The following is a 19,441-nucleotide window of genomic DNA, read 5'->3' as shown; positions in this document are numbered from 1 at the left end:
CACTCAATCAAGGAAACGGACGGATGTCTGAGGCGGCTGCGACACTCACGCAGGACCGGCAGAAGCTGGAGATGGCGGCGCTCTCGGCGTCGGCCGTGATCTTCACGGTCGCGATGATCGCGTTTCCGGTCGTCTATACGATCTGGCTCGGCTTCCAGACGTTCTCCTCGACCGGCAAGCAATCCTTTGCGGGGCTCGCCAATTATTCCAAGCTGATCTCCGATTACGAGTTCTGGCATGGGCTGTGGATCACCATCGCACTGTTCGTGCTGTCGCTGGTTCTTCAGCTCGTCTTCGGCGTCTGGCTCGCGCTGGTGCTGTTCCACGCCAAACGCCTGCCGGGCATCGTGCGCTCGCTCTTCATCTCGCCCTTCATGATGCCGCCGGTTGTTGCCGGCATGATGTGGCTGGTCATCCTCGATCCCTCGCTGGGCGCGGCCAACTACATCCTGCAATCGTTCGGCCTGCCGCCATCGGACTGGCTGGCGTCCCCAGCGTGGGTCATTCCGACCGTGGCGCTGATCGACAGCTGGCAGTGGACGCCTTACGTCGCCTTGATCGTGCTGGGCGGCCTGCAATCGCTGCCGCCGAGCGTCTACGAGGCCGCGCAGATCGACGGGGCATCCCCGTTCAAGACCTTCCAGCGCATTACGCTGCCGCTGCTGCTGCCGACCATCGTCACCGCCGCGATCCTGCGCAGCGTCGACCTCCTGCGCTTCTTCGACATCATCTACATCACCACCCAGGGCGGACCGGGCAATGCCTCGAACACGCTCAACATCTACGGCTTCCGGGTCGGCTTCGAATTCTTCAACATCGGCTATGCCAGCGCCCTGATGCTGACGCTGACGGCGATCGTGTTCGGCGCCGTGCTCGCCTTCAACCGCCTCCGCGGCGCCGTGGCGTGGTGACCTCATGAACGATGCCGCCAACACCGACCGCTGGATTCGCTGGCTCAACACGGCGCAGCTCGTGCTCGCCGGCGTGCTCATCATGGCGCCGACGGTCTGGATGGTGCTGTCCTCGTTCAAGCCGTCCTTCGAGGTCACCGCCTATCCACCCACGCTGGTCTTCTCGCCGACGCTGGAAAACTACGCCGAGCTGACCAGGACCACGCCGTTCCTGAACTATGCGCTCAATAGTCTGATCGTCACCGTCGGCTCCACCGCGCTTGGGCTGCTGTTCGGAATCCCCGCCGCCTTCGCCGTCTCCTGGACGCGGATCACGTGGCCCGCGATCCTGACGTTGGCGGCGCGCATGGCGCCCGGCACGCTGTTCCTGCTGCCGTGGTACGTCATGTTCCGGCAAATCGGAATGATCGGCTCCTACACCGCGCTGATCCTCAGCCACGCCGTCATCACACTGCCGATCGTGATCTGGGTTTTGCTGCCGTCGTTCGACGCCATCCCGCGCAGCGTGTTCGAGGCGGCGCAAGTCGATGGCTGCAGCGTCACGCGCATCCTCTGGCGCATTGCGATGCCATTGGTGGCGTCAGGCATTGCGGTGTCGGCGATCCTCGCCTTCGTGTTTTCGTGGAACTACTTCCTGTTTGCGCTGGTGCTTTCCAATGGCGACACCAAGACGCTGATCGCGGCGGCCTTCAACTTCATCGGCGAAGGCTCGACGCAATGGGGCGCCCTCATGGCCGCGGCAACGCTGATCGCATTGCCGCCGCTGGTGCTGGCCGCGCTGGTTCAGCGCTGGCTGGTGTCGGGGCTGACGCTTGGTGCGGTGAAAGGCTAGATCTCTGATGAATGTACTACCCCGTCCCAATTCGATCATGCAGGCCGCGGTCTTCCACGGCAACGACCGTATCACCATCGAGTGCGTGGCGATGCCGGACGTCGGCGCCGGCGAGGTCCTGGTCCGTGTCTCGCGCACCGCATTGTGCGGCTCGGATTTCAAGCTCTGGCACAAGGGCGCCGAGTTCACCGCCGGCCACGAGATCTTTGGCGTCGTCGAGCAGCCCGGCCATCGCCTGCACGGCCGCCGCTGCGCCGTCTACATTCCCTTGCATTGCGATCACTGCGCGGCCTGCAAGCGCGGCGATACCCAGATGTGCCTGGAAGTCTCCAGCCTGATCGGCTGGAACAGGCCGGGCGGCTATGCCGAATATGTGCCGGTGCCGGAAAACTGCCTGCTGCTGGTCCCCGACGATATCGAGGATAGCCTCGCGCCACTGCTGCTCGACACCATCGGCACATCAGGCCACGCCGTGCGCTTCGTCAGTCGTGTCGTGCCGCCACGCGAAGGCGGCCCGGTGCTCGTGATGGGAGCAGGGCCCGTCGGTCTCGGCGTCGTGCTGGCGCTCCGCGCGCTCGGCTATGACGACATCCATGTCGCCGATCCCAACGCCGTGCGTTTGAGGATCGCGCAGTCCTTTGGCGCGAAGGCGCATCCAGTTGGCGACGCTTCGAAGCGCTTCGCCCTGATCATGGAGTGCTCCGGCGCCCATGCGGCGCGCAACCTCGGTATTGAGCTGGTGCTGCCCCGCGGCGCCTTGGTGCTGGTCGGCGAGAACGCCGCGCCCTGGACCATCGAGGAAGGCAAGGTGTTCCGCCGCAAGGACTTCTACATGATCCGGACCTTCTATTTCCCGGTCTCGGATTTCGAGCCGAATGTCGAACTGCTGCGCCGGTACAAGGATGAGTACCGCGTCCTCGTCGACGGCGAGTTTGGCCTACAGGCTCTCCCTGAAAATTTCGCCCGCTTCGCCAAGGGCGAGCTGATCAAGCCTGTGCTGGCGCTGGACTGAGCGATCATGGCCTCGATCTCGATCCGCAATCTCACCAAACGCTACGGCAATTTCACCGTGATCCCCGATCTCAATCTGGAGATCGCGGACCATGAGTTCGTCGTGTTCGTCGGCCCGTCCGGCTGCGGCAAGTCGACCTTGCTGCGCATCATCGCGGGCCTCGAGCCGATCTCGGGGGGAGACCTCTATATCGGCGACAAGCGCGTCAACGGCGTGCAGGCCGCGCAGCGTGATATCGCGATGGTGTTCCAGGATTACGCTCTCTATCCGCACATGCGCGTCTACGACAACATGTCGTTTGCGCTGGAGTTGCGGGGCACGCCGAAGGCGGAGATCGACGCGCGGGTTAAGCGCGCCGCCGCGCTGCTGCACATCGAGCCTTATCTGGACCGCAAGCCGAAGGAGCTTTCCGGCGGGCAGCGCCAGCGCGTCGCCATGGGCCGCGCCATCGTGCGCAATCCCAAGGCCTTCCTGTTCGACGAGCCGCTGTCCAACCTCGACGCCAAGCTGCGCGGGCAGGTGCGGGCCGAGATCAAGGCGCTGTCGCAGGAGCTGAAGACCACAATGGTCTTCGTGACCCATGACCAGATCGAGGCCATGACCATGGCCGACCGGATCGTGGTGCTCCAGAGCGGCACGATCCAGCAATACGACACGCCGGAGACGGTCTACGAGCGGCCGGCCAACCAGTTCGTCGCCGGCTTCATCGGCTCGCCCGCCATGAATTTTTTCCCGGTCGAATGGCGTCAGGAGCGGGCAGTTCTTTCGCAAGGCGGAGCGGTGGTGCCGCTTGATGGTGAGACCGCGAGCCGCCTGAGCAAGGCCGGCAACGCCGTGCTCGGCATTCGCCCCGAACATTTCGCCTTGGCCGCGGATGCTGCCGATGGCATCTCCATCCACGTAAAGCTGGTCGAGCCGCTCGGCTCGGAGACGCTGATTCATTTCGATCTCGCCGGCGCGTCCTCGATCGCGCGGGTCGATCCGGCGCTGCGGCCGAAGGTCGGCGACCGCCTCACGCTGCGTCCGCAACCGGGCAAGACGCATTTGTTCGGTGCCGGCAACGGACGGGTCTTGCGGTGAGCGCGTCGGTCAACATCGGCGATCTCTCGGCGCTGGCGGACGTCGCGTCCAAAGCCAAGCAGGTGCACGTGATCTGCCTCGGGCTATCGGCGCTCGATCAGGTCTGGCGCGTCGATCGGCCGTTCGCAGGCGGAAGCGAAAAGATCAAGGCCGTCGAATACGGCACGCTCGGCGGTGGCATGGCCGCCAATGCGAGCGTTGCGGTGGCACGCCTCGGCGCGTCCGTCGCGTTCTGGGGGCGGGCAGGGAATGATGCCGCGGGCCACGAGATGCGCTCGGCCTTCGCCGCCGAAGGCGTCGATGTCGAGAATTTCCGGCTGTTTCCCGACGGCCGCTCGTCGGTTTCCGGAATCATCGTCGACGGTTCTGGCGAGCGGCAGATCGTGAACTTTCGTGGCCTTTATCCCGAAGCCGCGGACTGGCTTCCGCTCGAAGCGGTCGCGCGCGCATCGTCCGTGCTGGCCGATCCGCGCTGGGTCGAGGGTGCCGCGACGCTGTTCGGCGAAGCACGGTCGCGCGGCGTTCCGACGGTGCTCGACGGCGACGTGGCCGATGCCGAGATGTTCGAGCGGCTGCTGCCCCTGACCGATCACGCGATCTTCTCCGAGCCTGCGCTCACATCATTTGCCGGCTCGGCCGAAGATCCATCCCTGGCCGGGCTTTCGCGCTTCGGCTGCCGCGTCATCGCGGTCACGCGCGGCGAGGGCGGCGTCAGCTGGTACGAGAACGGCCGGCTGCACCGGCAGGCCGCCTATGCCGTCGACGTCGTCGACACCACCGGCGCGGGCGACGTCTTCCACGGCGCCTATGCGCTGGCGATCGGCGCCGGCCTGGAGGTGCGCGCCGCCATGGCGTTTTCCGCAGCGACCGCTGCCATGAAATGCCGCCACGGCGGCGGCCGCAACGGAATCCCCGCTATCAACGAGTGTCTTGCATTCATGAGGACGAAGCCATGAGAACGATTGGAAAGAACCGCGGCCTGGCCCGGCTTGCTGACGCGGACGGTCACTTTCGCATGGTCGCACTGGACCAGCGGCCGCCGCTGTTCGATGCCATCGCGAAAGCCAAAGGCATCACGCGGGAGCAGGTCGAGTATTCCGACGTCACGGCGGCCAAGCGGCTCCTGGTCGAGAATCTCGCGCCCCATTGCAGCTCGATGCTGTTCGACCCGAACTTCGCGGTGCCTGCCGCGATCGATCTGCTGCCGCCGCGCTGCGGCCTGATCATGACGCTGGAAGAGCACCGCGTCGAGGAGACCGCGGGCGGCCGCAAGTCGCGTGCGATCACCAACTGGAGCGTGGAGAAGATCCGCACCATGGGCGGCGACGCCGTCAAGGTGCTGGCCTGGTACCGGCCGGACGCCGAGGCCGCGGTGAACGCGCATCAGAAGAAGTTCGTGCGCGAGATCGGCGAGGATTGCGCCCGTCACGATATACCCTACGTGCTCGAGCTGCTGGTCTATCCGTTCCTCGGCAGCGCCAATCACACCGCCGATTACGTGGAGTCGCCCGGCAAGCTGCCCAGCCTCGTTATCGAGAGCGTACGCGAGTTTGCGAAGCCGGAATATTGCGTCGATCTGCTCAAGCTGGAGAGCCCGCTTGCAGCCAACAGTCTGCCGGCCCGTGACGGCAGCCCGGAAGCCAAAACCGCGCAAAGGCAGTTCGATGCGATCGGCGATATCTGCGGCGAACGCGGCATCCCCTGGGTGCTGCTGTCGGGCGGCGCCGCACCCGAGAAGTTCGAGCGCGTGCTCGACTACTCCTATGCCGCAGGCGCCAGCGGCTTCCTGGCGGGCCGCACGATCTGGCTCGATGCTGTCCTGAAGAATTTTCCGGACCGTGCAGCCGTGTCGGCCTGCCTGCGCAAGGATGGCCTCGGGGTGCTGGAGCGGCTCAACAAGCTGACCACGGCCAAGGCCGCGCCGTGGAAGGCGCGTTTTCCGGTGTTCGCTGATATCAAGCAGGAAGGTGACTTCGCGCGAGCCTACTGAGACAGTGGCTCTGCGTGGTTCATCCCGATCGCAGGATCCGCAGCATGACTAACGGCTTCACCATCCGCTCGATTGAGGCGTTTTGCTATCGTTATCCGCTGGCGATGCCGGTGGTGACGTCGCTCGGCAAGATGCTCAATCGTCCCGCAGTCTTCGTTCGCGCCGTCGACGAAGACGGCGTCGAGTGATGGGGCGAGGCCTGGTCCAATTTTCCGGCACCGGGCGCGGAACATCGCGCTCGGCTCATCAATGAGGTGCTTGCGCCCGGTCTCGTCGGGCGTAAATTCTACGGTCCTGTCCAGGCCTTCGAGACCCTGACCAGAGATACCGAGGTGCTGGCGCTCCAATGCGGCGAACCCGGCCCGTTCGCGCAGGCGATCGCGGGCGTCGACATCGCATTGTGGGACCTCTCGGCACGCCGTCAGCGGCTGCCGCTGTGGAAGTTGCTCGGCGGACACTCGCGCACGATCAAGGTCTATGCCAGCGGCATCAATCCCGGGGGCGCCGCGCAGACGGCAGAAACCGCGCTCAAACGCGGCCATCGCGCGTTGAAGCTGAAGGTCGGGTTCGGAATCGAGATCGATCTCGCCAATCTGGCCGCGCTGCGTGGCATCGTCGGCGCCGGCATGCTCGCCATCGATGCCAATCAGGGCTGGTCGGTCGCGCAGGCCATGGAGATCTTGCCACAGCTTGCCGCGTTCGATCTGCGCTGGCTGGAGGAGCCGATCCGCGCCAATCGGCCGCGCGAGGAATGGCGCAGGCTGCACGGCCTGGCGACGATGCCGATTGCCAGCTGGCGAAAACATCGCAAGCGTCGAAGCTTTCGAGGAGGTTCTAGCCGAACACGTGCTCGGCGTAGTTCAACCCGACATCGCGAAATGGGGCGGCCTCAGCGCCTGTGCCGGGCTGGCACGGGACATCCTGAAGGCGGGCAGGACGTTTTGCCCGCACTATCTCGGCGGAGGCATTGGCTTGCTTGCGTCCGCGCATCTCCTTGCCGGCGTCGGATCTGTAAATCATCGGCTTCCGTTGATGCCTTCGTTAGTTGGGCACAGGTAGAGACGAAAGCGATTTTGGGAGACCATCGCGGGGCGGTGCTGACGCTCGCAAGCGCGCTGCTCAAGCAGAGGACGATCACGGGCAAGGCCCACATCAATCGGTTGATCGATGTAGGCGAACGCCGCGAGGGGCTTCATGAGGAGCGGCAGCGTAGGCGTCGCCTGCAGGAAGCAACGCTGCGCGCAGCGCAATCCAAACATCTGTTCGAGCCATTGTCGAGGTAGAGCCGTCCCGCTATTCATCCGGCGATGAACTAGTCGTCCGCTCCCCGCTTAGCTCGATCCCTGCGGGCGTGCGGAGAACGCCTGCGGTCGGGTTTGTTCGACCGCGTGTGAGGGCCAAGAGCGCCATTCGCACCCGGTCACATCCTGACGGCAATCTCGATGGCCTCGACATCGACCCCCAGTTCGATGGCCAGCGACGTTTTCGCGTATTCGATGGCTTCCTTCCAGCTTCGGCGGCTCGAAGTAAGACGGGGCAGGGAAGGAACCGCAGGCGTATCCAAACCTTCGGATGTTCTCCGTACTTCCTCCAGAAGTTCCGGCAACGGTTTGAAGTCGTAATCCGAAGGGTCGATGCCGAGCGCGTCGAGGGTGTCATAGTGGGTCGGCCAGCGGCCCCATTGCCAAAAGTCCGGCTTGTCGCGGATGATGGCTGCCTCAGTCATGCGAATGAGAAAGCGGGGCTTGGCCGGGTCGTCGTGTTCGGTGGAGGGCACGATATCTCGCACCTTGCCGATGAGAAACGCAGAGCCGTGTTCCTCTGGACCTTCGACGCCCTCGTGGCGGCGGTTCCGCGCGCACACAACGTACTGAAATGTTCCAAAATGGCTTTGATGCATGCGCCAAGACTGGGTTCCCCCGACGGCGCAGATATGTTCGATGCTTTTATACGTGAAGACTACCGCCGCCTTGCCTGATGTCGTCATGTTATGACCTCCGTTTGAAATACATCGTAACTATGCGCAAACGCCGGAGGTTTGCAATATGTTTTTTGGAGGTTTTGCACGTTTTCTAAAAAGTCAGTCTCTCCCCCGAGACATGCCTGCAACTGCTTGGAAACTTATGGCGCAGACCACTTTTGAGCTGCTGACACATCGGTGGAGCGAGCAAGCACGCGAGCGAGGCTGGACTGTTGCTGAAGTGGCTCAGGTTCTTGGAGAGGAACCCTCTAGCGTGTTGGCTCGCATCAGACCCGTCACACTGCCTGACAAGGGCATCAGAGCTTTCCGGCGTGTCATGTCTGCTCGGCAGCCTTTTCCCGCAGCGCTTCATAGAGCTGGGCGGGACCTAAGAGCACATCCTTCAACCCCTCACGCACCCTCTCGGAGTCGATGGCTTGTTTGCTCATGCTGGTGTGCGCTGCCAATGCATCCATCACCGCGTTCAGGATCTCTTTTGAGAGCGTTGGCGAGTTGGCGAATTGTGCTTTGGTGTTGTTGTTGGCTTGGAGCACTAGCTCCTCGGACTCTAGCAGCTTCCCCTTGATGACATTGGGGTAGGCGAGTCGATCACCGTCGGTCAGGTCGCCCTCGAACAAGTCGTTAACCTTGGCGATGATCTCTTCCAGTCGCGCCTTCTCCTTCTCGTGCAGCGACCCGGAGCCAACCTCCGAGAGCGGCGTCAGCTTGGGTGCCTCGCCTCCCGCTAAAGCGAGTTGACGCTTGCCCTGATCTTTTATGCTGTGATGAGTGAGCTTCACCTTAGAGAGATCGATCCCTTCACGTTCGCGACCAAACTCCAGCAGGGGGATCAAGCGACGATAGAACATGAACCGCTTCTCGATGGCGGTGTTGCCGTAGTCGAAGATTTGCGACAGGAAGCTGTATAGGCGTTGAAATGCGCTCATGTCTCCCCTGAACAGGATGAGTGCGTTGATCTCGCCATTCGCCTCCTCGGTGGCCTTGGTGTCCTTCTTCGCTTGTGCTGCCTGCAGCTTCTCCTGCGCCTGCTTGAACCTCTTCAAGAGCCGATCCACCACGGGCTCAAGGGCGGCAACCAGATCACCCTGCTTGGCTTTGGGGTTCATCTCAACGGCGGCGACGCGATCCACCTCGAAGTCGTCGTAGTGTCCTGACGCATCGAGCTTGGCCCGGAGATCGTAAACGAGGTTGGGGTCGGTGACGCCTCCTAGCTCGGCTGTTTCGTAGTACGTCTTGAACGCCTCCAGCACCTCTTCCGAGCTGTTGACGAAATCCAGCACGTACGTCGTGTCCTTGCCGGGGTAGGCGCGGTTGAGCCGCGACAGCGTCTGCACCGCTTGGATGCCCGCCAGACGCCGGTCTACATACATGCCGCAGAGCAGGGGCTGGTCGAACCCGGTCTGGAACTTATTCGCGACGAGGAGGATTTGAAACTCGTCGCCCTTGAAGGCGTCGCGAATGTCGCGCCCGTTGAGGCCGGGGTTAAGGGACTTGCTGGTCTCGGTGAAGGGATCAGCGCCAGACTCGCTGTCATTCACTTCGCCCGAGAAGGCGACCAGCGTTCCGATCTTGTAGCCACAAGCCTTGATGTACTTCTCGATGGCGAGCTGCCAGCGCACCGCCTCAAGGCGGCTTCCCAGCACTACCATGGCCTTGGCGCTGCCCTCTAGCAGCGGAGCAACGGTCTCACGAAAGTGCTCGACGACGATCTGCACCTTCTGGCTAATATTATAGGGATGTAGGCGAACCCAGCGCATTATCCCCTTTAGGGCCGCATCACGCTCGACTACCTTGTCATCCCACTCCTTGCCGTCGTTAGCGAGACGGAAGGCCAGCCGGTATGGCGTGTAGTTTCTCAGCACGTCGAGGATGAAGCCTTCTTCGATAGCTTGCCTCATCGAGTAGACATGGAACGGGGCGGGCAGATTATTGTCGCCAACCGGCTGTTCGGGTTTCGGCGGACGCCCGAACAGTTGCAACGTCTTGGCCTTCGGGGTGGCGGTGAAGGCGACGTAGGTGATGCCCTTGTCGTTGGCGCGAGCGGCCATCTGCGCCGCCAGCATGTCCTCAGTGCTGACCTCTCCGCCGTCTCCCAGATCGCCCAGTTCTTCGGGCGACAGCACCTGCTTGAGCATGGCGGCGGCTCCGCCGGTCTGCGACGAATGGGCTTCATCTGCAATCACAGCGAACCGCTTGCCTTCCGTGGCCGCAAGCCTGCGGACCTCCTCCAACGCGAAGGGGAAAGTCTGGATCGTACAGACGATAATTTTCTTGCCTGCCGCCAGCGCCTCGGCGAGCTGTCCGCTCTTGCTCGCCCCCTCGGACTTAATAGTGGCAACGACCCCGGTGGTGCGTTGGAAGTCGAACAACGCATCTTGAAGCTGAGCATCGATCACGTTGCGGTCTGAGATCACAATGACGGTCGAGAAGAGCTTCTCGTTGGTGGCATCGTGCAAGTCGGCGAGGAAGTGTGCCGACCACGCAATAGAGTTGGTCTTTCCTGATCCTGCCGAGTGCTGGATAAGGAATTTTCCGCCCGCGCCTTCCTCAAGAACTTTGGCTTGCAGCTTCCGGGTCGCGTCGAGCTGGTGGTAGCGTGGGAACACAATGCTGCTGATCTTCTTCTTGTCGTCGCGCCGGGTGACGAGGTAACGGCCGATGATCTCCAGCCAACTATCGCGCTGCCAGACCTCTTCCCAGAGGTGGCTCGTGCGATGACCCGCCGCGTTCGGCGGGTTTCCCTTGCCGCCGTGATCACCCTTGTTGAAGGGTAGAAAGGCCGTCGCAGACCCAGCAAGCTGTGTCGTCATGTGGACTTCACTGTTGCTCACGGCGAAATGCACCAAGGCCCCGCTAGGAAAGCTCAGCAATGGCTCGACGACCCGTCCCTTGGGTCGGGGATCGCGGTCGAACCTATATTGGTCGATGGCATCGTCGACGCTCTGGGTGAAGTCGGTCTTTAGTTCGGTGGTAGCCACCGGAAGCCCGTTGAGGAACAGCACGAGATCCAGACAGTTCTCGTTCGTCGACGAGTAGCGGACCTGCCGCACGACGCGCAACCTGTTCGCCGCGTAGCGAGCGAGTATGTCGGCGTTCATTGCCAACGCGGGCTTGAACTGGGCCAGAGCAATGGGTTGACGCAGCCCGATCAGCTCGACGCCATGGCGCAGCACATCAAGAGTGCCGCGATCATCAAGCTGTTTACGAATGCGATCCCACAGGATGCTTTCGGCACTCGCGCCATGGTTTTTCGAGAGTGTCTGCCACGCTGTTGGCTGCGTCGTTTGCACCCACGCGAGAAGATCAGCCGGGAAGATAGCGCGAGCACGGTCGTAGAGGGCTGCGTCACCTTCCGTGTAGAGCCAGCCGTGCGCGGCAAGGTAGCCGCAAATCTCCTCCTCGAAGCTGATCTCCTTGTGCAGGCTCATGCGGCAACCACATCAGGAAGTGTCGCATCGGCCTCGACTAGCCCGCGCAGGTCAATCTTGCCGGTCACGGCGGCAGAGATCAGGGCTGCACGACGCTCCTGCATCAGAGCGATAGATCGAGCGACCTCTGTGGTTAGATCATCAATCCTACTAAGCTCCCGATCTAGAAAGTTCCTAATCTGGGACTGCTCCTTGATCGGTGGGCATGGGACACGCTGATCGCCCAGCAGGGTCCCCGTGATCAATGGTTGAGCCGTCTTGGACGCCAGTTCGTTCAAATTTCTCGCCTTGAGAACTCGTGCAAGATATCCGTTATCAAAGGTCGCTGTGTCCACATCCAAGATGAGGGCATTATCTGTAATCCAAATCGGCGGATCGGCTATGTGAACATTTCCGCAAAGAGCCCCCACACGTCCCACCGACAGAACCTGCTTCTCAACATTGCCTGTTGTAGTGTAGCCCATGAGGCCATTGCCTCCAAAAACACGTATGCAACGGCTCTCAGCGGGTTCGGCATCAACGGCTTCGGATGACAGACCATCTCCACTTGAGCAGCGTGAATACCAACGCAGCGGTGCAACACTCCAGTGCTCTGGCACGTCACCGAGCCACTCGACGCCGGTGTCCTTCATCGGGGCGGTCGGGTCGAGGCCCTTCGTCACCGCGTGAGAGGTGACGGCCAGCCGCTTCTCTTTCAGTAGCTCGATCAGCCGCTCTTGCTCTGCCACCAGTGCATCGATCTTGGCGGTCTCACGGTCGAGGAAGGCTGCGATGGCAACTTGCTCGGAGAGGGGTGGAACGGGAAGGATGAAGTCGTTGAAGCTGTCAGTCGGCATTCGCCATCGCCCGAGCCCGGATGCTCCTTGGCCAAATGCATAGAAGATCCTTCTCCGATACCCGTTCTGAAACAAGTATAGGAAGAACTTTAGAGACAGTGATTTCTTCCGCGCAGTGAAAACTCGGTAGTCTGGGCTCGTCACACCATGGAGCGTCGACAGATCGACGTATCCCGTGAGGAGGTCCATGTGGTTCATGACAAAGTCGTCCGGCTCAACGAGCTGGTATTTTGAATAATCCATCGATAGTTGGCCGTCGTTACTCTCCGTATCTCGAACTTTCAGTCCCCGCTGCGTTACAGATAAGACCTCGTGTCCAAGCTCACCAGCGATCCTCTTTCGGATTTCGAAAAGCGTTTTGACACGTGCAGCCGACCAATTGCGGGGTATGGGCCCCAGCCAATTGGCTCCACTCTGTTTGTAACTCTCGTATTGCGAGAAGCTCATGCCGCCAGCCCTTCGATCATGGCCTTGATGCGCGCGGTGACCCGTGCCAGATCGGCATCGATCTCAGTGAGCGGACGCGGCGGCTCGAACACATAGAAGTACCGGTTGAACGGGATTTCATACCCCGTCTTAGTTTTCTCCTCATCGATCCACGCATCGGGCGCATGAGGCAACACCTCGCGGGTAAAATACGTCTCGACATCCTCAGACAGCGGCACATTTTCATTATCGCGCAAAGAAGTATCAGCCTGTGGCTTGCCCTTCTGCTTCCCCTTGGTGCCCAGCTCGACCTCTCCAGCCTGATTGCGCAGCGGCCGCTCCACGGTAATGGTGCGATAGCCGAAGATTTCGTTCGGAAAGATACGGGACAACGGCGCGAGCTTCACCTTGCCACCTTCGAGTGCTGACGGCGGTGGTGAACCCGCAAGCACGATCTCTTGCCGTACCTCCTTGCCCTCACGGTTGATCACCGTAGCGAGCTGCGCCTCGGCGAAGGAGCCGAACAGGTTCGTCACGTCAGCAATTTGTGCCTCAGTCATTTCCTTGCGTTTGGAGCCGAGGCTCTTGCGCGTCCTCTGCCAGAGCGCGGAGGCGTCGATGAGCTGTAGCTGGCCCTTGCGCTGAGCTGGCTTGCGGTTTGAGACGATCCAGACATAGGTTGAGATGCCCGTGTTGTAGAACATGTCTGTCGGCAAGCCGATGATCGCTTCGACCAGATCGTTTTCCAGCAGGTAGCGCCGGATTTCACTCTCGCCTGATCCCGCGCCGCCCGTGAAGAGCGGCGAGCCGTTCAGTACGATGCCAAAGCGGCTCCCGCCGTCCTTCGCAGGACGCATCTTTGAGAGGAGGTGCAGAAGAAAGAGGAGCGAGCCATCTGAGACTCGTGGCAGTCCGGGACCGAAACGCCCGTTGAACCCTTGGCTCTCGTGCTCCTTGCGAACCTCCTTCTCGACCTTCTTCCACTCCACTCCGAACGGGGGATTGGAGAGCATGTAGTCGAACTTGGCGCTGGGGTGGCCGTCCTCCGACAGCGTATTCCCCGCGACGATGTTGGCAACATCCTGACCCTTGATCAGCATGTCCGCCTTGCAGATCGCGTAGCTCTCGTCGTTCAGCTCCTGACCAAACATGGTCAGCCGAGCCTGTGGGTTCAGCGCGGCAAGGTGCTCGTCGGCCACCGACAGCATGCCTCCGGTGCCTGCCGTGGGATCATAGATCGTGCGGACTACGCCCGGCTTCGTCAGCACCTCGTCGTCCTCGACGAATAGCAGATTGACCATCAGCCGAATGACTTCGCGCGGTGTGAAGTGCTCACCGGCCGTCTCGTTCGACAGTTCGGCGAACTTGCGGATCAGCTCCTCGAAGGCCAGTCCCATCTCGTGGTTGTCAACGGCCTCAGGGTGGAGATCAATACCGACGAACTTCTCGGTGACGAGATACAGCAAGCCGCTCTTCGCGAGCTTATCGATCTGGGTCGAGAAGCTGAACCGCTCGAAGATGTCGCGCACGGCGGGAGAGAACGCCTGAACGTAGGCGTAGAGGTTCTGGCTGATGTGGTCCTGATCACCTATCAGCTTCCGCAGATCGAGGCTGGACGTGTTGTAAAAGCTCTGGCCCGATGCCCGCAGGAGGAACGGGTCAGGGTTCAGGCCCGCCTTCTTCTTCGCCTCGAACTCGGCAAGTACCTTCGCTTTGGTTGGTTCAAGGACACAGTCCAGTCGCCGCAAGACCGTGAACGGTAGTATGACTTTGCCGTAGTCGGACTGCTTGTAGTCACCTCGCAGTAGATCAGCCACCGACCAGATGAATGACGACAGATTTTGGTGGTTCACGAATTTGCCCCGGTACTCAGCAGCCGGCCCCGAAGTAGGCTGCAAAATGTGGATCGCTGTAGGATCAGGTCACGATAGCATGCGCGACTCGACCCACCGGTTCAAGATATTCCTTTGTACAATCTTAGGGTTATGCTTGGCACCCGCATGCAGCGACGATGGATACCGCTGGAAAAGCGGCCATCGCGCAATGGCCTAATTTCTAGTATGGGCGGTGCGCTGAACTTATCGCGATGTGTTTAGGTGCTCTGGGGAGATCGGGGCGTGTAAAGCGCGGACGCTTCCTTGGAGGCGGTACTGACCGTCTACTTCGGCGCGGTCTTGAGTGCTTGCATGATCCTATGGGCTATCGCCTTGCCCTTCGGTGTGATGCGGGCGTGGTGACGGCGCAGGTCATTCCGGTCTCGCTCTTGCGTTACAAGACCAAAACCTTCCTCGCGTGCTCTGTTTAGGTCGCCAATGTCGAGGAGGTGGCGTGTCATAACAGTCGGCGCAACGTCGTTCATCCGAGCGTATTCCACGACGCCTTTGCCTTCCTCCGTTGCGACCAGCAGGAACGTCATGACGTATTGCAGAGGCATCGTGGAGCGTAACGCTGTAAACTCCTTCAAAGCCAAATAAAGCGCCCGCATTGCGGCCCGCTCCTGCTCCGACAGGGTGGGCTTAAACTCCGAAGACATGGGTTTGATTGGACCTATGGAATTGCTTTAGCCGCAAACAGCGCAAAACCTTTGTTCCTGCAACTAGGAACTTCAATTCGTCCCCACGGGAGCGCAGCCCTTATGGCTCCTCCTCACGATGTAACGCTTTTGCGGGTGATCTCTCGCCGCTTGGTCGGACAATGGTCTCGCGTAAATTGCGAAAAAACCGAACCTGCATCAAGCCGCTTGACTCTTCGTTCGTGCTTTGTTCTATTCGAGTAATCCCAAGGTGCGAAGATGCCCACACTCGAATTTATCCGTTCGGAGATCGAGCGCATGCGCTCGCAGATAGGTCGCCAGCGCAAGGAAATCCTCCAGCTTCAACGAGCGTCGATAGGGACCGCTTCAGCCGAAGCCCTTCTTGCCCGTATGCAGGCCAAGGTGGATCAACTCGTGGCCCAGCGCGACGAGATGAAGAGCACCGTGCCGCGGGAGAAGAAGACGCGCGTTCTAGGAGGCCGGAAGTGGTAGGCGAGCGACCAAAGTATTTTACCGATATGGAGAACCCGCCCGAGTGCTTGAAATCGCTCGAACAGACGCGCCGTCTGTCCACAGGGGAGGGCTGGTGCCGGGCGAACATCGAAGCCATTCAGGTCGCCATCGACCAGTATGCCGAGGCCGCCATGGGCAATCGCGAGTTCTTCCTGAACAAGCCCTACAGCATCGGCGGCAGCCGCAGGGACGACATACCCTGAGCATGTAATGACTCACGGGAAACTGTTGACTACAGTCCTCGCCGTTGACCCCAGCGCGGGTTTTTTGTGGGTTGCGTACAGTGGCGAAGCGTACCAGAGCACGTTCGGCGATGCCGGGCTTCATCAAGCCTCAGCTCGCGACATTGAAGGGCAAGGCCCCATCCGGCGCAGGTTGGCTGCACGAGATCAAATACGATGGCTACCGCACCCAATTCCATATTGATGGCGACAACCGCAAAGCGTTCACCCGCAACGGTCTGAATTGGATCAAGCGGTTTTCCGTCATTGCCGGGGCCTTCGATATCCCCGGCCAAGCAATCATCGACGGTGAGGTCGTCGTGGTCCACGAGGGACGAACCAACTTTTCCGAGTTGCAAGCCGACCTTGCGAGAGGCGATCAAGACCGTCTGCTCTTCTATGCGTTCGACCTGCTCTGGTTGGATGGTGATCTCCGATTAAAGCCGCAGGAGGAGCGGAAGCGGCTGCTCAGGGAGCTGTTTGACAAGCACGACTTGAGACCTCCCGTAATGTACAGCGAGCATTTAGAAGGCGATGGGCAGCAACTCTTTCAGCATGCAAGCCAACTCAACTATGAAGGGATCATCTCGAAACGAGCCGATGCGCCGTACCGCTCGGAAAGGACCGAGGCATGGCTGAAAGTCAAAGCCGTCCAGCGAGAAAAATTTCCGGTCGTCGGGTTCATCAAAGACCCTACTGGCGTCGCCGCGCTCTATCTCGGCAAGCAGGAAGGCAAGGAGCTGCGCTACATGGGCAAGGTCGGCACTGGCTGGTCTCGCACCGTGTCCAGTCAAATAAGGAAACAGCTTGAGACCGTCGTCAGTCCGAAAACCAAGCTGACCAAGCCCATCAAGAAGCCGAAAACGACATGGGTAGAGCCGCAGTTTTATGCTGAGGTCGAGTACCGCGACCTCACATCGGAGGGACTATTGCGCGCCAGTTCGTTCAAGGGCCTGTCGAGGAAATCAGAGCGTCGGTGAGTGCATTATCTTTCCGGTTGGTCAGTGGAAGGTCTGCTCAGCGCTCCTTACAACGACCAAAGCTCGCAAATGTGCTTTAGCCCCACGTTCCGGTTGATAACTGGAAATGACTCGCTAATCGCGATCCATTTGCTTGTGCTAGAGTTGAGGTTGCATATTCGCTACATCGGAAGAACGGCAGCGCCGGGGGCTCTTGTGGGGCAGATGGAAGGTACGCGGTTTACTCGCGTCGAGTTCACTAGGTTCAAAGCGTTCAAGAAATTTAGTTTAACGCTCCGTCACTTCAACATTCTTGTCGGCCCAAACAACGCCGGAAAATCGACCATACTGGCCGGGTTTCGCATTTTAGCGGCCGCCATGAGACGCGCGGGAAGCAAGAAGGCGGAGATTATTCGAGGCCCGGGTGGTCCAAGTAACGGCTATCGCGTAGACCTAAGTGCGATATCAGTTGCGGAAGAGAACCTGTTCTTCAACTACGATCAATCAGAACCTGCAACCGTGAGGTTTAAGTTATCGAACGGAAACGAGCTGCTACTGTATTTCCCGGAGCAAGGTACTTGCTATTTGATAGCAGATGCAAATGGCAAAACTAATCACACGCCATCTAGTTTCAAATCGGAGTTCAACTGCATTGTCGGGTTCGTGCCGATCCTCGGACCCCTAGAGCACAATGAGCACCTATTTGAAAAGGAAGCTGCCCGACTAGCTCTTTTCAACTACCGTGCTGCCCGCAATTTTCGCAACATTTGGTACCATTTTCCGGAAAAGTTCGACGAGTTTAGGAACGCGCTCGTGCGAACGTGGCCGGGCATGGATATCGAAAGGCCGACCGTCGACATGACGCACGGAAAGCCTCGGTTGCACATGTTCTGTCCTGAAGAGCGCATTCCGCGCGAAATATTTTGGGCAGGCTTTGGCTTCCAAGTCTGGTGCCAAATGCTCACACACGTCATTCAGGGCAACAACAATGCAATATTTCTGATCGATGAACCGGACATCTACCTCCATTCCGAGCTCCAAAGACAGCTTATTGGCCTCTTGCGCGATATGGGGCCCGACATCCTGATCGCTACACACTCTACTGAGATCATCACCGAGGCGGAAACTGATGATATTGTCTTGATCAACAAGAGACGATCAAGCGCGAGGCGGATCAAGCACCCCACTCAGGTGGAGGGGGTGTTTTCCATCCTTGGCTCCAACCTTAATCCAGTCCTGACGCAGCTCGCGAAAACTCGCCGCGTGGTATTTGTGGAAGGTCAGGACTTTCAGCTTTTAGCAAGATTTTCGCACAAGCTCGGAAATGTCAGGGTCGGTAACCGGTCAGATTTCGCGGTGGTCCCTATCGATGGGTTCAATCCGGAGCGTGCTCGAAACCTCAAAGCCGGCATGGAAACGACGCTGGGCGGGGAGATATTTGCGGCGGCTATCTTGGACAAAGATTTTCGCAGCGACAAAGAAAGATCATGGCTCGAACGGCAGTGCCAAACTTTCTGCGAATTAGTAACCATTCACCATTGCAAGGAAATTGAAAATTTCTTGCTTGTGCCGGCTGCCATTGACCGATCCGCGGAGAGAAAAATCGTAGACCAAGCGAGACGTTCGGGGGCGAAGCCTCCAAGCTTTTCCGCGTTCGCCTCTGAGTGTTTGGAACAGTACTGCAAACAGATGAAGAGCTACGTTCAGGCGCAGTATCTTGCATTCAGACGCAAATTTGAAAGGAACATGGCTTCCAGTATCGACGACGCCACCTTCAATGAGGAGGTCTTAAACGAGTTCGAGAAATTGTGGGACGCCCCATCCTCTCGGCTCTTAGTTGTGCCCGGGAAAGATGCCCTCGCCGCTTTGAACAAGCGACTGCAAGAGGAGTATGGGATCAATATAACAGCAACGTCCATAATCGACGCAATGACACGCGATGATGTCCCCCGCGAAGTCGAGAAGCTAATAGATGGACTGGCCAGTTTTGCCATGATCCCCCGCGGTAGTGTGAGCTGAGCTTGCACGCTGCGAAAGCGGGGGTCATGCGACGGAGATCAAGAAGTCGGACAATGATGGTCGGGGGGAATGGAGGTAGCGCTCCACCGACTCGAACCCCCGACAGCTCTCAGCAACTCGCTACTGGATAGCCGACCACTCTGTCGCCGCGGCGTGTGCCGCCCCTGCAAATAGCCGCCCGGTCGACCTTGCCCGAAGTCCGCTAGACTTGTCAGCCGCTCGAAGATCCAACGCCTGTGGGAGGGGCTGTTCTCGCTGAGGAGAATGAATTGGGTGAAACGACCGTGAACAAAAAGGGACGTGAACAATTGCCAGCGCAAGAAAGATCAATAACTTAGAAGATGCTCCCTGCGTTCGGGACGCAGGGACCATGCACGGTCAGATCGGGACTTGAACCGAATGTCGGTATCGGTGGTTGCGCCTCCGTGATTTGAACCTAGTCGCCACGTTCTCATTCCCGATCAACTTGCCTGCACTGACTTCCTACGACGGTGCTTCCCGACGCTAGCTCAAATTAGCCGAATGATGGATTGGAGCGAGAGTTCAGATGGTTAGAAGGTGGCGTGTGCACGACATGTGCACCGAGAGATCAAGAAAAATCTATCGAGGGCAAGTATCAGCAATCCATCCTTTGCAGAAGTTCGGAAGTACTTCGAGATTGACCAAGCCAGTCGCGCGATAGAAAGCCGACCTTCGCAAG

General features: G+C 59.8%; 15 protein-coding genes and 1 pseudogene. 11 read left to right on the top strand and 5 right to left on the bottom strand.

Annotated features, from left to right (window positions below; genetic code table 11):
• The first annotated feature begins 23 nt into the window (after positions 1–23).
• The 7 genes and pseudogenes from IVB12_RS03215 to IVB12_RS03185 all read left to right on the top strand — a co-directional run.
• Positions 24–911 carry a sugar ABC transporter permease gene (locus IVB12_RS03215; RefSeq protein WP_247295584.1) on the top strand — a complete coding sequence of 296 codons (888 nt, stop codon included), beginning with the start codon at positions 24–26 and terminating at the stop codon, positions 909–911.
• 4 nt (positions 912–915) lie between these two features.
• Positions 916–1,743 (top strand): carbohydrate ABC transporter permease, encoded by an 828-nt coding sequence (locus IVB12_RS03210; protein WP_247295582.1) that lies wholly within the window; start codon positions 916–918, stop codon positions 1,741–1,743.
• Positions 1,744–1,750: 7 nt separating this feature from the next.
• On the top strand, positions 1,751–2,755 hold the full coding sequence (locus tag IVB12_RS03205; RefSeq protein ID WP_247295580.1) for a zinc-binding dehydrogenase: 1,005 nt from the start codon (positions 1,751–1,753) through the stop codon (positions 2,753–2,755).
• A gap of 6 nt (positions 2,756–2,761) precedes the next feature.
• Entirely contained in the window at positions 2,762–3,835 is a 1,074-nt protein-coding gene (ugpC, locus tag IVB12_RS03200; RefSeq protein WP_247295579.1) for a sn-glycerol-3-phosphate ABC transporter ATP-binding protein UgpC, read from the top strand.
• A complete protein-coding gene (locus IVB12_RS03195) occupies positions 3,832–4,791 on the top strand; it encodes a sugar kinase (protein WP_247295577.1) in 960 nt (319 codons plus the stop codon). Before ugpC ends, IVB12_RS03195 begins: the two co-directional genes overlap by 4 nt.
• A complete protein-coding gene (locus IVB12_RS03190; protein WP_247295575.1) occupies positions 4,788–5,825 on the top strand; it encodes a tagatose 1,6-diphosphate aldolase in 1,038 nt (345 codons plus the stop codon). The genes IVB12_RS03195 and IVB12_RS03190 overlap by 4 nt, the downstream gene beginning before the upstream one ends.
• Positions 5,826–5,869: 44 nt before the next feature.
• A pseudogene (locus IVB12_RS03185) lies at positions 5,870–6,833 on the top strand (mandelate racemase/muconate lactonizing enzyme family protein); the annotation flags it as partial.
• Positions 6,834–7,245: 412 nt separating this feature from the next.
• Here the strand turns inward: IVB12_RS03185 and IVB12_RS03180 are convergent.
• The 5 genes from IVB12_RS03180 to IVB12_RS03160 form a co-directional block, all read right to left on the bottom strand.
• The gene (locus IVB12_RS03180) at positions 7,246–7,812 is read right to left on the bottom strand and encodes a hypothetical protein (RefSeq protein WP_247295572.1); all 567 of its coding nucleotides are present in this window, start codon (positions 7,810–7,812) and stop codon (positions 7,246–7,248) included.
• A 308-nt stretch (positions 7,813–8,120) separates the two neighbouring features.
• Complete coding sequence (locus IVB12_RS03175) at positions 8,121–11,234, bottom strand: type I restriction endonuclease (protein ID WP_247295570.1); 3,114 nt, start codon at positions 11,232–11,234, stop codon at positions 8,121–8,123.
• Complete coding sequence (locus tag IVB12_RS03170) at positions 11,231–12,517, bottom strand: restriction endonuclease subunit S (protein ID WP_247295568.1); 1,287 nt, start codon at positions 12,515–12,517, stop codon at positions 11,231–11,233. The genes IVB12_RS03175 and IVB12_RS03170 overlap by 4 nt, the downstream gene beginning before the upstream one ends.
• Positions 12,514–14,349 (bottom strand): class I SAM-dependent DNA methyltransferase, encoded by a 1,836-nt coding sequence (locus IVB12_RS03165; RefSeq protein ID WP_247295565.1) that lies wholly within the window; start codon positions 14,347–14,349, stop codon positions 12,514–12,516. The genes IVB12_RS03170 and IVB12_RS03165 overlap by 4 nt, the downstream gene beginning before the upstream one ends.
• Positions 14,350–14,654: 305 nt before the next feature.
• Positions 14,655–14,981 (bottom strand): hypothetical protein, encoded by a 327-nt coding sequence (locus tag IVB12_RS03160; RefSeq protein ID WP_247295562.1) that lies wholly within the window; start codon positions 14,979–14,981, stop codon positions 14,655–14,657.
• 306 nt (positions 14,982–15,287) lie between these two features.
• On the opposite strand from IVB12_RS03160, the gene IVB12_RS03155 reads away from it, so the two are divergent.
• From IVB12_RS03155 to IVB12_RS03140, 4 genes are all read left to right on the top strand, one after another.
• The gene (locus IVB12_RS03155; RefSeq protein ID WP_247295560.1) at positions 15,288–15,521 is read left to right on the top strand and encodes a hypothetical protein; all 234 of its coding nucleotides are present in this window, start codon (positions 15,288–15,290) and stop codon (positions 15,519–15,521) included.
• Positions 15,522–15,568: 47 nt separating this feature from the next.
• On the top strand, positions 15,569–15,745 hold the full coding sequence (locus IVB12_RS03150; protein ID WP_247295558.1) for a hypothetical protein: 177 nt from the start codon (positions 15,569–15,571) through the stop codon (positions 15,743–15,745).
• Positions 15,746–15,855: 110 nt separating this feature from the next.
• The gene (gene ligD / locus IVB12_RS03145) at positions 15,856–16,743 is read left to right on the top strand and encodes a non-homologous end-joining DNA ligase (RefSeq protein ID WP_247295555.1); all 888 of its coding nucleotides are present in this window, start codon (positions 15,856–15,858) and stop codon (positions 16,741–16,743) included.
• Positions 16,744–18,741, top strand: coding sequence for an ATP-binding protein (locus tag IVB12_RS03140; protein WP_247295553.1), 1,998 nt, complete (start codon positions 16,744–16,746; stop codon positions 18,739–18,741).
• Positions 18,742–19,441: the final 700 nt, after the last annotated feature.

The organism is Bradyrhizobium sp. 179 (assembly GCF_023073535.1).
In the GTDB taxonomy this organism is placed as follows: Bacteria; Pseudomonadota; Alphaproteobacteria; order Rhizobiales; family Xanthobacteraceae; genus Bradyrhizobium.
The sequence above is the reverse complement of the archived record's forward strand: the minus strand, read 5'-3'. Positions and strand labels throughout refer to the sequence as shown.